Consider the following 13,952-nt stretch of genomic DNA (forward strand, 5'->3'; position numbering starts at 1 on the left):
CAGCTGACCTAATTGAGTATCGAAGTGTGTTTTGAGATAGAATCGATTATTAAATCCCAGTCGTCATAGTGAAGCTCATGCCCGGCACCTTCCAATGTCAGTAAAACCGCACGCGGAATTGCGTTAGCAAGATTTATTCCGTGTTCATAAGGGATAATCGAATCTTCAGTACCGTGTATAACCAGTGTAGGAACGTTTATTTCCCCTGTTCTAGCCAAATAGGATTCTCCGCCTGACAGCATAGCGTGATTATTCATACTGGCCATATTGTTGCTTCTTTTCCATTCTTCTTTTGCTAATTGATAAACCTTTTTCTCATTGAAAGGATGCTTTGAACCGACTAAAATTCTTGATCTACCCACCACAAAATCGACCACCGATTGTTCGTTCGACCAATCTATTGCTCCCATATTCGAGAAATAGTCCATAACCTTTTTCTCCATCGGTGGAAGATCGGAAGCAAAATTTGACGTTGCTAAAAGAGTCACGGTTAATACTCTGTCTGGATGTCGTAGAGCTATCAACTGAGTCAGCATACCGCCCATAGACATCCCTACGATATGCGCTTGCTCAATCTTATAAGCATCTAATACTCGAATCGCATCATCTGCCATGTCTTCGAAGGTATAGTCCGGTTGACCAGGTTCATAGGTTGTAGAACGTCCAACATCTCGGTTATCATAGCGAATGACAAAGCGACCTGTCTCAGCTAAACGCTGACAAAATTCTTGCTCCCACCAGACCAATGAGGATTGAGCCCCCATAATCAGTAATATTGCCGGGTTAACTTGCTCGCCGAAACTCTCACTACAGATTTCTATTCCATCGCTTTTTATGAGTTGTTCGTTCATGTAGAATTCCTCCCCTCAATGATATATAACAAAAAAACACCGAATATTACCTTCATCACTTATCCCCATAAAGTACTTACGGTGCCCCGCCTTAGGCAGACAGAAATTACCGATCTACTCGGTCGCTAGTTTAAATTATTTTGTTGCAAGAAATTCAGAAAATCTCTTTGCATAGAGCCAAGAGTAAGAATTTTTTTGATTATCCTAAACCTACAATGCTGGCCTTTGATTTTAAATGACCATATTGCAGAAGACAGGTGTCCAAAATGATATTTTTGTTCTTGTAAATCAGCAACTTCATATTCAACTTTTTGTACTACTTTTGTGGAAAATAGATTGAGGAAAAGGATAATAATCCTATCATTATTTAAGAGTAATATGGCTCGACTTGTATAAGCCGAAAAGCTCTGTGGAGTTGAATAGCAGACAAGCATGTCAGATTCTCTATAAGGTTCTGCTAACTTATTGATTGTTTTTTTTGTAATAAATAGCATGATCAAATACCTCTCTATTTGGATGTTTAAATGAATTGATAGAAAAGAATATCCTTCAAAGATATTATACTACACAAGTAAACTATTCCAAAAAAGGATAGTCATCTGTAGCCTATTTAAACATACTCCCTCCTCCTCACTTTAGATGTGACATATACTCAAATGCTCCAAACGTATATTTCATTGCCTTTTTTGCTCCAAAATGATGCACTGTGGATAATATGACGATATTGGTAGGGCCTGGTGTGAAGGTAGCAATAAAACAATAAATTAAAACTGATGTAATATTCATAAGGAAAACTCCTTTTAGCGTATTCTCATGAAATATTACATCTTAAGATAAATAGCATATAGTATGTTATTGCAGGTATTGTATCCTTCGTAGTCACGTTCTCCCACCATTTTTGCCTTTCCTCATCATACCAAGCCTTCAAAGAAAGAGAATAGCCTTTATCCTCCACCGTTGAAGATATCATTGACCTTACCGACAACAACGCAATTATGGATTATTGTGGTATTATTGTGGTATTATTTTGGATTATTGTTAATACTACGTATCTGAGGAGGGTGAAAATGAAGTTACATACCAAATTTTCAAGACAATTATGCCAGAATATCGAGCTCATTTGTGACTTCATGGGAAACAGTTCGGATTTTGTTGTTCGTGAGATCACGACTGGCCATAAACACGCTGCTCTTTTTTATTTGGACGGCATGACTGACATGCAAAAGGTACAGGATAACGTGATCCGTCCGTTGCATGATCGTGTCTCCTCTGACGAGATCACTTTACCGTTATTGAAAAACGCAATTTTGGACATTGGTGAAGCAAACTTTACTCAAAACTTTGAAGATGCCTTGGAACAGATCCTCTCCGGTGGTCTTCTCCTACTCCTGAACGATATGGATGAAGGATTGGTCATTTCTTTGCCTGGATGGGAAGAACGCAGCATTTCGGACTCAAAGACACAGCCAGTGGTCAGAGGTCCGCAAGAAGCGTTTACAGAAACTTTACGTACGAATACGACTATGGTTCGTCGAAGGGTGAAGGATACAAGAGTACGTCTAACTACCCTAAAAGTTGGCAAAAAAACTAAGACCGATATATCGGTCATGTATTTACATGGGATCGCTGACCCAAAAAAGGTGCAGGACATGATATCCAAGTTAAAGAACATGCATGTGGAGGGCGTACTTGAAAGCGAATATTTGGAAGAATGTCTCCATGAAGATAAACAATTCACGATATTTCCGCTCTTTTATAATTCTGATCGCCCAGACTCTATTGCAGCAGGAATTATGGAGGGGAAAATAGCGATATTTGTGGATGGATCTCCCTTCGCCATCCTTGCACCTGCGGTGTTTGCAGATTTCCTTCAATCCGCAGAAGACTATTATCAATCCTTTGTTTACAGTAGTATCATTCGAATATTAAGGTACATTTGCCTGGCAATCTGTATGTTGGCTCCGGCCATTTATGTCGCATTAACGACATTCCATCAGGATATGATTCCAACCGTTTTGTTATTAAGCTTATCCGCGCAACGTGAAGGAGTACCGTTTCCAGCATTTATTGAGGCGATGATCATGGAAGTGGTTTTTGAAATTCTGAGGGAGGCAGGTCTTCGTATGCCACGGACGGTCGGTCAAGCCGTTTCTATTGTCGGGTCAATAGTGATCGGCCAAGCAGCTGTAGAAGCAAACATCGTTTCGGCTGTTATGGTCATTGTTGTTGCAATAACTGCCATTTCGAGCTTTGTCATTCCCTCGTACACTTTTGCTATTCCAATCCGGATATTACGTTTCGCTTTCATAGGCATAGCCGCTATGTTTGGTGTGTACGGATTGACTGTTGGTATTCTCATGCTCTTTGTACATCTGAATGGGCTTCATTCATTCGGTGTACCGTATTTGAGCCCCTTTGCCAATTACAAATCGTCGGAGCAGAGGGACGCCATATTGCGTTTTCCATATAGAACTAAAAAACATCGTAAAAACTAAAGGAGTAAACCATCATGAACTCGTATCGATCCACCATTTTATTACTGTTTATGTGCATCTGGCTAATGGTGTTTCTTACGGGTTGCTGGAACAGTAAGGAATTGAGCGCAATTTCCGTCGTGATGGCTCTGGGCATTGATGCCGTTGATGACCAATATGAAGTCAGTTTACAAGTGGTTGACCCATCGAAAATGTCGCAGAATTCCCCCATGGAACGGACGCCAACGATCGTTTTTTCCAAGCGCGCCGATACCATATTTGAAGCTATTCGAAAATTAACAACGGAATCGTCCCGAAAAATGTATATGTCTCACTTAAAGTTTGTCATTTTTGATGAGAAAACGGCAAAAAAAGGAATCAAGGAGCCGCTGGACTTTCTGTTCCGTGATCATGAAGTTCGGCCTGATTTCTATTTGGCCGTTGTCAGAGGAAACTCGGCAAAGGAGGCCGTTACTTTTGTAGCTCCAACCGAGATCTTGCCTGCAATGGATATGTATAAGGCATTAAGGCTTTCTGAAAAAGCATGGGCTCCAACTTCCGCGGTCAATGTGAAAGATATTTTAGAGAAATTTACAGAGGATGGCATTGAACCGGTTCTCACCGGTATTCGACTGACAAACGTAGAAAAAGGTCTAACTATTGATAATGTGACAAAGTCGCCCCAACATGTTAAATATTTTTTCACTGGAATTGGTGTTTTCAAGGGCGACCGACTTATCGATTGGATGGATGATTCACAAAGTAAAGCCTTTACCTATATATCCAACCGTGTTTCCAGCACCGTAGCTTCCATCGATTGTCCGAATTCCAAAGGGAAATTTGTTGTTGAAGTAATCCGTTCCAAAGTAAAGATGCGTCCAGAAATAATAGACCATGAGCCGCACATTTCTCTTATTGTGGATACAGAATCCAATATCGGAACGATCTCGTGCAATGCCAACCCTAAGAATGAAGAGACATTTAGAGATCTTCAAGAATCAGCTAAAGAGCATCTGCAACAGTCTTTGAAGAAAGGCATTTCGCACGCACAACAAATCGGTTCCGATATATTCGGGTTTGGAGAAGCTTTTCACCGCAAGTTCCCACGTGAATGGCATAGATGGAAAGAGGATTGGCCACAAAAATTTCAAACGCTTAAAGTGGATATTCAGCTCAACTATCGTTTAGTCCGGTTCGGAGACATTACCAGTCCAATTGATATGGGAATACACAATCAGGAGTGAATGCATATGCTTTATGTGATTCTCGTAACTTCCATTTTAACATCGTTGTATGAGTTTAAAAAATTTAAGGCGAAACAATATGTGCGTGAAATTGTATTCAGCTCGATATTGTTGATTATAGGCGTTATATTGATTATCCTACGGATCGCCAACATTAAACTGCCGACTCCACTGGCGGGCATCCAAATCCTATTTCAACCGATAAGCCGGTTACTTACTGAAATATTATCTTAAGGAGGCATGGGGATGAATTCCAATTTGACAGTTCGACAAGCTATTTTGTGGTTTGCATTGTATCAAATAGGAAGCGCATATCTGGTGCTCCCAGCGGTAATTACCGCTGTCGCTAAACAAGATGCCTGGCTCTCCATCCCAGTCTCCTTAGGTTTCCATCTGTTATTGATACCTTTATATGCCTCCATCGCTAGGCAAATGCAGGGGAAATCTTTTGTAGAGCATCTCCGTTGCCTCTTCGGTCCCTTGGGCGGGACGATTAGCATCGTTTTCATTTTTTTGTTTCCCTTTCTTGTGTTCATTATGACACTTCGAAATCTGGGCGACTTTATCACGACAGCTATTATGCCGGAAACTCCCTCCGACTCGATATATTTCATTATGCTTATAGTCATTTATTTTGCCGTTCGATCTGGCCCTGCTGTAATTGGCCGTTGTGCGGAAATCCTATTTTTTTTCCTTCTGGTTCTGTATCTGTTGGTCAGGATTACCCTTCTTTCTGATACCACCATAGATAATGTGCTCCCTATTTTTGAGTATGGTTTGAACCCTATCGTTCTCGCATCGTTCAATTTGTTTGCCTTTCCCTACCTTGAGGCAATTCTGTATCTTTTTTTTGCACAGTACATCCCCGATCCAAAAAAGTGGAGAAAGACAGTGATAACTTGTGCTTTGATTAGCGGCGGCATGTATTTTTTCATGGTTTTACAAATAATTGCCGTGATGAGTGAAGGTGTTGTATCTAATTTGACATTTCCTACTTTTTTTATTAACCGAACAATCAGTAACGGAGAGTTTCTTCAACGGTTTGAAATTTTCGTTGCAGTGTTTTGGTTTGTCACCATTTTTTTCCGACTCGCACTGCTTTTATATGTTTCAGCGCAAGGGCTTGCAGATGCTTTTCGTCTTCGAAGCGCTAACTCTCTCTTAGTTCCTCTGATCCTAATCGCATTGGCAATGGTTCATTCTATTTGGCCAAATATGCAATTTTTAATCAAGTTTTTTTCAGTATGGCCTTTTTACGCCATGATTTTCGGTATCGTGTTTCCTATTGTGCTATGGCTGGTGGGTAAGGTAGGCGGCTCGCTAAAATTTCGTAAAAAGTATCACTAAAGTTGCGTTGGCCGTATGAACATACTGTCCTTCAAATAAACTTTTGTTGTACTCATTATTGCAATTTAGCAAGAAGCAACTCCAGTTCCTCCCTCTCAAGATGTCTCCATTGCCCACGTTCCAGATGATCCAAGGTAATATTCATAATTCGAACACGTTCCAACTTGAGCACCCTGTACCCCAAGGCCTTACACATTCTGCGAATTTGCAAGTTCAGACCCTGCGTCAAAATAATGCGGAACTCGTATTCGCTTGTACGATCAACCTTGCACGGTTTGGTAATAACGTTCAATATTTCAACGCCACAAGACATAGCCTGCGTAAACTCGTTTGTAACAGGTTTGTCTACAGTTACTACATATTCCTTCTCATGACCATGCTCGGAACGCATCATTTGATTGACAATGCTTCCATCGTTGGTTAATAGAATGAGTCCCTCTGACGCTTTGTCCAGCCTGCCAATGGCAAAAATCCGCGAAGGGTAGTTAACATAACTAATAATATTACCAGCAACCTGTTCTGCTGCGGTACAAACAATGCCTATAGGCTTATTCAGAGCCAAATATACAGGTTCACTGGAATTATACGGAATAACTTCCCCATCAATCAGCACGATATCCTGTGGCTCTACTTCCGCGCCCGCTTCACAGACAATGCCATTAATCGTAATTCGTCCTGCTGCAATCAGTCTGTTGGTTTCCCGACGTGAACAGAATCCTGTCTCACTGATGTACTTGTTAATTCTCACGATTCACCTGCTTCTGATTATAATATGTGAGTTTAAATAAAATAATTAAAAAAACACCTGATTGTTCTTGCTTAATCAGATGTTCGCCGTTTACGACAACTTATACTTTCCCGGCTTATTTGCTACTGTTGCCGCCGTTTTTATTCCTTGTTGGTTTGGCAGTGCCGCCTTTTGTGCCACCTGCCGCTTTGCTTCCCGGTGCGCTTGTAGAAGCGCTTTTTGTCCTTACTGGCTTCGCAGTTTTGTTCCAGCGTGTCCATCCCTTACTACCTGTGCCTCTGCCGGTCCCGCCGCCCTTGCTTTTTCCACCCATATGATCACTCCATTACTAGTCGTTCAGATTTAACTAAGCTATCATACCATTACTTTGAATATAATGCCCATTTGTTTTAAAAATTGAACATGTTAAGCCGCAAATACTTTCGCAAAACGGATCTTACTGTATTTTTGTTAGTTTGCAGGTTAATAATGAGATAAGGCCATATAGTATGGAAAAATAATGATTCTTAAAGGAGTGAAACACATGTCTGTTGATGTTTATCTTAACTTTAATGGAAACTGTCGTGAAGCAGCGGAGTTTTACGCAGAGGCATTTGGGACTGAGAAACCACAAATTATGACGTTCGGTGAAGCACCGCCCAATCCTGATTATCCTCTACAAGAAGAAGCCAAAAATCTGGTCATGCACACGCGGCTTCAAATTGATGGTAGTAATGTCATGTTTTCAGACGTTTTTCCTGGTATGCCATTCGTAGCCGGAAACAACATCAGCCTCGCCATCGTCAATAAGGACGAAGAGAAAATTCGATCGTACTTTCATAAATTAAAAGAAGGAGGAACCGTAAACATGGAACTTCAAGAAACATTCTGGAGCAAATGTTACGGTAGCCTTAAAGATAAGTTCGGAATTGAATGGCAATTAAGTTATGATAACGGAATGACCGACAGTTAGTCTGTTATATTACCCTGCGATAGTTAAGCCCTCGCAAGCTATTCTAATTGAATACTTTGTGAGGGCTTAATATCAGCTTAAAGTTACTCTATACAGCAGCCTTAGAATTCTTCCAAAACCTTGAATTTGTCTCCATGAATCTTATCCAGGTGATCCTCTCCCCAGTAGCATAAATGGTCTAGCGCGGGTTTTAATCCCCAGCCGTAGTCCGTTAACTCATACTCTACTTTAGGAGGGATTTCATTATAAACCTTTCGTGTAACGATCTCATCCTTTTCTAGGCCTCTGAGCTGAGTGGTCAGCATTTTTTGTGTAATGCCGGGTATTAACCGACGAAACTCAGACGTTCGTTTCCGTCCTGTCATCAGATGGTAGATAATTAAAGGCTTCCATTTCCCTCCCATCACCTCTAAAGCCGCTTCCACTCCAACTTGATACTTCTTTTGAACCCTATTTTTTGTCTGTTCAGTCATTTCTTAATCCTCCTTTAGAAGGCTTCGTTTGCTCAGAACAACCCATCACTTCAATTCATTACTCAGATCAGTTTCTAGGGAATCTACCTAGGGCACTTCCATGTTCCTATGGCACCTGTATCATCCTATAGAACTTAGAAGTGCGTACTTCCAGATTATTTTCCTACTGTATATAATAGCATCAAGCATTGAGCATTCCTAGAAGTAAGCTATTGAGAAAGGTAGTGAAGAAGCATGAAAGTATTAACCGTTGTTTCACACCCGAGAAAAGATTCCTTGACCTTTAAGGTTGCTGATCGTTTCGTACAGGGTCTTGCCGATGCAGGCCACGATTATGAGATATTAGATTTGCATGGGATTGGTTTTGATCCTATTTTAAAAGGAGTAGATGAACCGGATTTGACAGTTGCGGAACAGTCCTTTTCCCCTGAAGTAGAAATGGAAATAAGGCGGATGAAGGAGCATGATGCATTGGCATTTATTTTTCCACTTTGGTGGTGGAATTTGCCAGCTATGCTGAAGGGTTATATTGACCGTGTATGGAACAATGGGTTTGCGTACGGTTCGAATCACCTGCATCATCAGCATATCTTGTGGCTTGGCTTGGCCGGCGTTTCGAAAGAACAGTTGAAAAAGCGTAACTATGATGAAATGATTACTCATTTGCTGAATGTGGGAATTGCAGATTATTGCGGAGTTTCCAATTCCAAGGTTGAATTCTTAGATGAGACCCTGAGTTCAAATTCCGGTCATTTTGTAATGCTGCTGGATCAAGCTTATCACTTTGGTTTGAATTATGGCAAGGATTAGGCTTTATTTACAATCCCCTCCGACACGAAGGCCGGAAATCCTAACAGAATGCGAGAAAGAATTATCTTTCCGCAAGGAGACCTAAGTAGTAACGCGAAAAAAGACGTTAACCCAGCCATATTTTGCATGGACAGGGGTTAGCGTCTTTTCATTATTCTGCATTTAACTAGCTTTCGACAGCAAGTAAAGGAAATAAGGGGTAACCAGTATGGTGATAATAATTCCGGTTGGAATATCTGCACCAAAGCTGATCGTCCGAGTAAGTGTGTCAGCAATCAAAATGACGAGTGCACCAACTAATGCTGTCGTAGGTAGCAATAGCTTATGATTGGGCCCTACTAGCTTGCGCGCTAGATGGGGACTGACCATGCCTACAAAAAAGAAATTCCCTCCAAGTGCCACGCTACCAGAAGCGAGCGCAACGGCAGCAATCGTCAAGCCGATAAACTCCCTTTTAATTGCTACACCGAGGCCCGATGCTGTCTGATTCCCCAAATTCAACGTATTGAGTGTGTTAGACCTGTAAAAAACGTAAAAACAGATGATAAACACCCACGGGAGCAGCACCATAATATAGCTCCAGTCGTCCCCCCACAGGTCTCCAGCCTGCCATCTCAGAGCAAAGTCATACTGTTGCTTGTCTAGCCGGAGTGTCAACATCAGAGATAATGCGCTGTAGCCACTCCCCATAGCGACACCGGTTAAAATTAGGCCTGTAGGCGAGATGTCTCTTCCCCGCCTGAAAGCAAACATAAAAATCAAGAAAGCTGCCGTGAGGCCGCCTGCAAAAGCTAACCCTGGAAGAAGAATCGGCGATAGCAATCCTTCACTAGCGAACAACGTAATATACATAAGTACAAATAGCCCCGAGCCTGAGCTGATGCCGAGTGTCCCGGGACTGGCCATGTCGTTTTTGAGCAAGCTTTGCATGATACAGCCTGATATCCCCATGCCAATACCTACCAATATAGAAAGCACAATACGTGGCAGTCGAAAGTCAAACACGATCAGGTTCTGTTTGCTCGTTCCTTCGCCCATGATGACCTTGAAAACTTCGAGTGGAGAAAGGTTCATTTTCCCAACATTCATACTGAGTATAGCCACTAACAGCGTCAGCACTACTAACAGTAAAATAATGCTAATACCCCTGCTATTGCGGGACAGCTTCAACTAAACTCCCTCCTTTGCTTGCGCACAAGGTAGAGAAAATAGGGTACGCCCACCAAGGCAAAAATAATGCCAAGGGGTGTTTCGTGAGGGCGATTGATCAGTCGTCCAAGTAAATCCGCTGCCAACAGAAAGACTGCTCCATACAAAGCTGAGGCCGGGATAATATACCGATAATCCGTTCCGACCAGATGGCGCATAATGTGTGGCACGATCAAACCCACGAAGCCAACAGGACCGACCACAATTACCGATAATCCTGTTAGAATTAATACAATTAGGGTTGAAAACAACTTAATCCTATTGGCACGAATACCCAAGCCTGATGCTACATCCTCCCCGAAGCTCAAAATCGTAATTGAGGGAGAAAGCGCGATGGCACAGACCAAACCCACTACAAACAGTGGAGCAATGAAAGCTAGTTCACCCCACTTGGCACTGGCTGTACCACCAGCAGACCAGTAATCAAGGGCTTGGCCAATCTCATACTTAATAGCGATAAACGTACTAAATGCACCAAAAAGCATGGAGATGGACATTCCTGCCAGTACCAGTCGCTGAGGCGTCATGCCTCGCTTGCCTATAGATGCGATGTAATACGTAATGCCCGTAGTGATTGCTGCACCTAGGCAAGAATACAGCATGGTTTCTCCGTAGGTGCGACCAGGCAAAAAGGCCATACATAACGCAATAGCAAATGTCGAGCCTGAGCTTATGCCAATGAGTCCCGAATCCGCTAGTGGATTACGAGTGGTTCCCTGCATAATCGCCCCACACACAGCCAAGCTACACCCTACCATGATATCTGCCACGGTGCGTGGAAACCGCAAGGTGTGAATAATCTGATGTTCCGTAATGTAGGGATCAAACTGAAATATAGCCCCCCACGCCAGCTTCAAGCTCATTTCAGCAGCACCAAAGGTAATGGATGCTGCGGTAACCACCAGAAGCAGGAACACGCCCACGATCATGCAGCCTATAAAATGAAATATTCCTTTTTTATTTGGTTCTTTGTGAGTAGACATCGATTACACCCTTAGTTGGTCAATTATGCATCATTACTTCGTCTGTTCCAGCAATTTGCTAATCATATAATCTAGCTGTCCCGTCATACTAGCAACGTCCGAATAATAGAACAGTCCTGCATATTTCGCTGGAATTTCGATGATATGTCCGTTTTTAACGGCTGGAATGCTGCTCCAGATTTTTGTCTTCGCATATTCGGATTCCTTGCCTTCCTGCTTAAACCAAAGGACATAATCTCCAAAGTATTCAGCAGCTACCTCGTAGGATAAAGAACCACGATTCTCTCCGGAGTTTTTAACCAATGTGTTGAGCTTTTCCGGTTTGTGAAGTCCAAGATAATTGTAAAGCAACGTTCCTCCGCGTGAGCCTGTTTCATAATAAATTCCGTAGGAGCCACTGCCCCAGTCCTCGAAAATGCTAAACGTTTTGTCCTTGAATATGTCGGAATTTAGTTTTTCTTTGGCCTGACTCAGCTTGCTTTCAAACAGTGAAATCACTTTGTCCGCTTCTGCTTCATGTCCTGTGGCCTGACCAAGAAATTTCAAACGTTCTAGGGAGGTCATTTTATCCTCAGGTATCACAAGAACAGGCGCAATTTTAGACAGCTTATCATAATCCTTTGTATCATATGTAATGATAAGATCAGGATCATACTTCATAATTTCCTCAGTTTCCCACTTTTCAATATTGGGGACGTCGCTAAACTTATCGTAAAAAGGCATCGTTTCTTGTTTCCACCCCATGACTGCGGCCGGCTTAATCCCTAGTGTAAATACATCGCCAACATACCAGTTCACGACTACCCGTTGAGGATTAGCGGGCACCTTCACATCTCCTTTTACCGTAGAGACTGTACGTGTATCAGAATCACTGCTTACCTCTTCCTTCGTGGACGACGCGGATTTAGCAGATGAATCAGAGGAGCTGCCAGCATTCCCACAACCTGAAATAACGAAAATCACTACGAATAGTGCACATAAAATCATGTGAAACTTCTTGTTCATCATACGATGCATGTTGCAAATCTCCTTTGAAATATAGTAAGTGCAAAGCATACTTAAAATTAATGATATTGATAATCATTATCACTAATATAAAATTGTAAATTTTACCTCACTGATTGTCAACTATTTCTTGTTTTGTTTTACTTTAATGGGTTCTCCAGTGTTGCTCTTCTATTCGCTTCATGCCATTCCTGATAGATTCCTCCAATTTCATAAAATGCTTTGTTCATTGAAGTTGTCAGCTCCTTCATGATCTCCTTTGTATATTTTAAATGAGTATTTATGTTATCCACTTTATATTTGCGAAGCAGATTCAGATGGGCAATGATGTGAATTGTATCTTCGATGATCCAATAAATCACATCCTCTTCCTCTTTCGTAAGCTTGTTCAGCATCTGTATGCCTCTTTCATACATTTGGAGCGTATAACCCCGCTTGCTCACTTGCACATACGGACTCAGATCATCATAAAAATCCGTACAGAAAGGTCGTCTTACATATTGCTCATACTGCTCTTCATATATTGAAGTTTGTTCAAGCAGTTTAATCGTCATATCTATGAGTTCTTGTTCGCTATATATTTTTTTCATCAGATTTTCCCTTCCCTCTCTCTACTAAATAGATTCAAGTCATATGGACGAAAGCATCGGCTATTCTATGGGTAGTGGTATCCCTGATGTTCAATGGAACGTACGCGCTCGCAGCTTCAGCAACATCAACGTTTATCGTTACGTTTCAACAAGCAACCTTGGTATACAACGATCACGTAGGCACGATTAGGCCATTGCTGTCCAGGTGGCAGGTCAATCCATTAGTGAAGGTAACAGCGTAAAGGCCTCCTCCGTTTCTGCCAAAGGTTCTACCGTTAAGCTAAAAGTGACGATAATAGAATGCTAAAAATAGACCGTCACTCCCAGGAGCAGCGGTCTTCATATTTACAAGTCGCGGTAACTGGGCAGGTACCATTTCGGTATATAGGATTGAAAGTCATCATATGCCTCCAATACCTCTTCAGCTCGTTGCACCATATCGTCTACCTCTTCTTTGCCAAATGGAATGGCCCAGTGGATCGATGAAAGCTGATTGCTTGCAATATACAGAGCCATTAATCTAAAAAATAAATCAGGTACATTGTTATTAAAATAACCGTGGATTCGGCCCGAAGCGAATAAAGGACTTAATGCTGCACACCAGGTAATTCTATTGAATTCTTCCCAAGGATCACCATAGTCCATTCTATTAAAATCGATGATACCCAGTTCACCAGATGGGGTAACCACCATATTGCCCACATGATAATCCCCATGCTGAAATGTTTGAGGACGATTTTCTAATAGATGACGGTTTTGCTCAATAAAGCTTATGGCTTGATCTGCTCCCTTTAAGAAAATACCGCATGACTTATAGTTTGTAATATACCTGTTGATTTTGCCATTATAATGCTCAGCCCATGGGGCTCGATCTGGCTCTGCATGAATCTCATGCATTTTTTTCAATGCATCTCCCGCTTGAACTCCAAGTTGATACTGTTGTGCTGCAGCTAACGTGGGGATCATCTCTTCAGCATCTTTCCCTTCGATCCAGGTGAACAAGGAATATACAGATTGACCCTCATTACAAAACCCAAATTCAAGCGGCCGGGACATGAACAGATTCTCCACGTGATTCAGCTTTTTTACAGCTTCAAACTCGCGTTTCTTTTTATCATAATGAACCATATCCGCCATTCTTAGCAGCAAGTCTCTACCATCAGTGGTTCGAATATAATATTTTTTGTCACTGGACCAGCCTCTATGAATCTCTTCCACGTTGCTCCACTTGCTGGCACCCGGTATTTCACTAAAGAGTTGATTCAC

The 13,952-nt window shown here is 41.9% G+C and carries 17 protein-coding genes and 1 pseudogene; 7 read left to right on the forward strand and 11 right to left on the reverse strand.

Annotated elements, in window-relative coordinates:
• Positions 1 to 8: 8 nt before the first annotated feature.
• From mle to JOD82_RS29395, 3 genes and pseudogenes are all read right to left on the reverse strand, one after another.
• A complete protein-coding gene (gene mle, locus JOD82_RS25540) occupies positions 9 to 851 on the reverse strand; it encodes an alpha/beta fold macrolide esterase (RefSeq protein WP_069011176.1) in 843 nt (280 codons plus the stop codon).
• Positions 852 to 976: 125 nt separating this feature from the next.
• Positions 977 to 1,345: a hypothetical protein gene (locus JOD82_RS25545; protein WP_208332777.1), complete on the reverse strand. Its 369-nt coding sequence runs from the start codon at positions 1,343 to 1,345 to the stop codon at positions 977 to 979.
• A gap of 163 nt (positions 1,346 to 1,508) precedes the next feature.
• Positions 1,509 to 1,637 (reverse strand): annotated as a pseudogene (locus tag JOD82_RS29395) (LysE family translocator); the annotation flags it as partial.
• Positions 1,638 to 1,918: 281 nt separating this feature from the next.
• Between JOD82_RS29395 and JOD82_RS25550 the strand changes: the two are divergent.
• The 4 genes from JOD82_RS25550 to JOD82_RS25565 are packed head-to-tail and all read left to right on the forward strand — an operon-like array spanning position 1,919 to position 5,916.
• A complete protein-coding gene (locus JOD82_RS25550) occupies positions 1,919 to 3,346 on the forward strand; it encodes a spore germination protein (RefSeq protein WP_069011178.1) in 1,428 nt (475 codons plus the stop codon).
• Positions 3,347 to 3,360: 14 nt separating this feature from the next.
• On the forward strand, positions 3,361 to 4,569 hold the full coding sequence (locus tag JOD82_RS25555) for a Ger(x)C family spore germination protein (RefSeq protein WP_069011179.1): 1,209 nt from the start codon (positions 3,361 to 3,363) through the stop codon (positions 4,567 to 4,569).
• 6 nt (positions 4,570 to 4,575) lie between these two features.
• Positions 4,576 to 4,803: a hypothetical protein gene (locus tag JOD82_RS25560; protein WP_069011180.1), complete on the forward strand. Its 228-nt coding sequence runs from the start codon at positions 4,576 to 4,578 to the stop codon at positions 4,801 to 4,803.
• A 12-nt stretch (positions 4,804 to 4,815) separates the two neighbouring features.
• Positions 4,816 to 5,916 carry a GerAB/ArcD/ProY family transporter gene (locus JOD82_RS25565; protein WP_069011181.1) on the forward strand — a complete coding sequence of 367 codons (1,101 nt, stop codon included), beginning with the start codon at positions 4,816 to 4,818 and terminating at the stop codon, positions 5,914 to 5,916.
• Positions 5,917 to 5,971: 55 nt separating this feature from the next.
• Here JOD82_RS25565 and JOD82_RS25570 read toward each other — a convergent pair whose 3' ends face one another.
• Positions 5,972 to 6,664, reverse strand: a complete 693-nt coding sequence (locus JOD82_RS25570) for a pseudouridine synthase (RefSeq protein ID WP_029515081.1) — start codon at positions 6,662 to 6,664, stop codon at positions 5,972 to 5,974.
• Between the two features lie 115 nt (positions 6,665 to 6,779).
• Positions 6,780 to 6,977 carry a DUF3934 family protein gene (locus tag JOD82_RS25575; RefSeq protein ID WP_029515083.1) on the reverse strand — a complete coding sequence of 66 codons (198 nt, stop codon included), beginning with the start codon at positions 6,975 to 6,977 and terminating at the stop codon, positions 6,780 to 6,782.
• A gap of 210 nt (positions 6,978 to 7,187) precedes the next feature.
• Between JOD82_RS25575 and JOD82_RS25580 the strand changes: the two genes are divergently transcribed.
• Positions 7,188 to 7,616: a VOC family protein gene (locus JOD82_RS25580; protein ID WP_029515084.1), complete on the forward strand. Its 429-nt coding sequence runs from the start codon at positions 7,188 to 7,190 to the stop codon at positions 7,614 to 7,616.
• Positions 7,617 to 7,717: 101 nt separating this feature from the next.
• Here JOD82_RS25580 and JOD82_RS25585 read toward each other — a convergent pair whose 3' ends face one another.
• On the reverse strand, positions 7,718 to 8,089 hold the full coding sequence (locus JOD82_RS25585) for a winged helix-turn-helix transcriptional regulator (protein WP_029515086.1): 372 nt from the start codon (positions 8,087 to 8,089) through the stop codon (positions 7,718 to 7,720).
• 234 nt (positions 8,090 to 8,323) lie between these two features.
• Here JOD82_RS25585 and JOD82_RS25590 point away from each other — a divergent pair, with 234 nt between their 5' ends.
• Positions 8,324 to 8,899 carry an NAD(P)H oxidoreductase gene (locus JOD82_RS25590; protein WP_029515088.1) on the forward strand — a complete coding sequence of 192 codons (576 nt, stop codon included), beginning with the start codon at positions 8,324 to 8,326 and terminating at the stop codon, positions 8,897 to 8,899.
• 162 nt (positions 8,900 to 9,061) lie between these two features.
• On the opposite strand, the gene JOD82_RS25595 is transcribed toward JOD82_RS25590, so the two are convergent.
• The 4 genes from JOD82_RS25595 to JOD82_RS25610 all read right to left on the reverse strand — a co-directional run bounded on the left by JOD82_RS25595 (position 9,062) and on the right by JOD82_RS25610 (position 12,686).
• Positions 9,062 to 10,069: a FecCD family ABC transporter permease gene (locus JOD82_RS25595; protein ID WP_029515089.1), complete on the reverse strand. Its 1,008-nt coding sequence runs from the start codon at positions 10,067 to 10,069 to the stop codon at positions 9,062 to 9,064.
• Positions 10,066 to 11,091 (reverse strand): FecCD family ABC transporter permease, encoded by a 1,026-nt coding sequence (locus tag JOD82_RS25600; protein ID WP_069011182.1) that lies wholly within the window; start codon positions 11,089 to 11,091, stop codon positions 10,066 to 10,068. Before JOD82_RS25600 ends, JOD82_RS25595 begins: the two co-directional genes overlap by 4 nt.
• Before the next feature lie 33 nt (positions 11,092 to 11,124).
• Positions 11,125 to 12,108, reverse strand: coding sequence for an ABC transporter substrate-binding protein (locus JOD82_RS25605; RefSeq protein ID WP_069011183.1), 984 nt, complete (start codon positions 12,106 to 12,108; stop codon positions 11,125 to 11,127).
• A 128-nt stretch (positions 12,109 to 12,236) separates the two neighbouring features.
• Positions 12,237 to 12,686: an Imm63 family immunity protein gene (locus tag JOD82_RS25610; protein WP_029515094.1), complete on the reverse strand. Its 450-nt coding sequence runs from the start codon at positions 12,684 to 12,686 to the stop codon at positions 12,237 to 12,239.
• 86 nt (positions 12,687 to 12,772) lie between these two features.
• Between JOD82_RS25610 and JOD82_RS29400 the strand changes: the two genes are divergently transcribed.
• Positions 12,773 to 12,928 (forward strand): hypothetical protein, encoded by a 156-nt coding sequence (locus JOD82_RS29400; RefSeq protein ID WP_245231687.1) that lies wholly within the window; start codon positions 12,773 to 12,775, stop codon positions 12,926 to 12,928.
• A 103-nt stretch (positions 12,929 to 13,031) separates the two neighbouring features.
• Here JOD82_RS29400 and JOD82_RS25620 read toward each other — a convergent pair whose 3' ends face one another.
• A complete protein-coding gene (locus JOD82_RS25620) occupies positions 13,032 to 13,952 on the reverse strand; it encodes an aminoglycoside phosphotransferase family protein (RefSeq protein ID WP_029515095.1) in 921 nt (306 codons plus the stop codon).

Origin of the sequence: Paenibacillus sp. 1182, from assembly GCF_017833915.1 — a bacterium.
Taxonomy (GTDB): domain Bacteria; phylum Bacillota; class Bacilli; order Paenibacillales; family Paenibacillaceae; genus Paenibacillus; species Paenibacillus polymyxa_D.

Bases quoted from the DNA above. Each gene is read 5' to 3' on its own strand.
- mle (WP_069011176.1), bottom strand. From the start codon at position 851: ATGAACGAACAACTCATAAAAAGCGATGGAATAGAAATCTGTAGTGAG.
- JOD82_RS25545 (WP_208332777.1), bottom strand. From the start codon at position 1,345: ATGCTATTTATTACAAAAAAAACAATCAATAAGTTAGCAGAACCTTAT.
- JOD82_RS25550 (WP_069011178.1), top strand. From the start codon at position 1,919: ATGAAGTTACATACCAAATTTTCAAGACAATTATGCCAGAATATCGAG.
- JOD82_RS25555 (WP_069011179.1), top strand. From the start codon at position 3,361: ATGAACTCGTATCGATCCACCATTTTATTACTGTTTATGTGCATCTGG.
- JOD82_RS25560 (WP_069011180.1), top strand. From the start codon at position 4,576: ATGCTTTATGTGATTCTCGTAACTTCCATTTTAACATCGTTGTATGAG.
- JOD82_RS25565 (WP_069011181.1), top strand. From the start codon at position 4,816: ATGAATTCCAATTTGACAGTTCGACAAGCTATTTTGTGGTTTGCATTG.
- JOD82_RS25575 (WP_029515083.1), bottom strand. From the start codon at position 6,977: ATGGGTGGAAAAAGCAAGGGCGGCGGGACCGGCAGAGGCACAGGTAGT.
- JOD82_RS25580 (WP_029515084.1), top strand. From the start codon at position 7,188: ATGTCTGTTGATGTTTATCTTAACTTTAATGGAAACTGTCGTGAAGCA.
- JOD82_RS25585 (WP_029515086.1), bottom strand. From the start codon at position 8,089: ATGACTGAACAGACAAAAAATAGGGTTCAAAAGAAGTATCAAGTTGGA.
- JOD82_RS25590 (WP_029515088.1), top strand. From the start codon at position 8,324: ATGAAAGTATTAACCGTTGTTTCACACCCGAGAAAAGATTCCTTGACC.
- JOD82_RS25600 (WP_069011182.1), bottom strand. From the start codon at position 11,091: ATGTCTACTCACAAAGAACCAAATAAAAAAGGAATATTTCATTTTATA.
- JOD82_RS25605 (WP_069011183.1), bottom strand. From the start codon at position 12,108: ATGCATCGTATGATGAACAAGAAGTTTCACATGATTTTATGTGCACTA.
- JOD82_RS25610 (WP_029515094.1), bottom strand. From the start codon at position 12,686: ATGAAAAAAATATATAGCGAACAAGAACTCATAGATATGACGATTAAA.
- JOD82_RS29400 (WP_245231687.1), top strand. From the start codon at position 12,773: ATGTTCAATGGAACGTACGCGCTCGCAGCTTCAGCAACATCAACGTTT.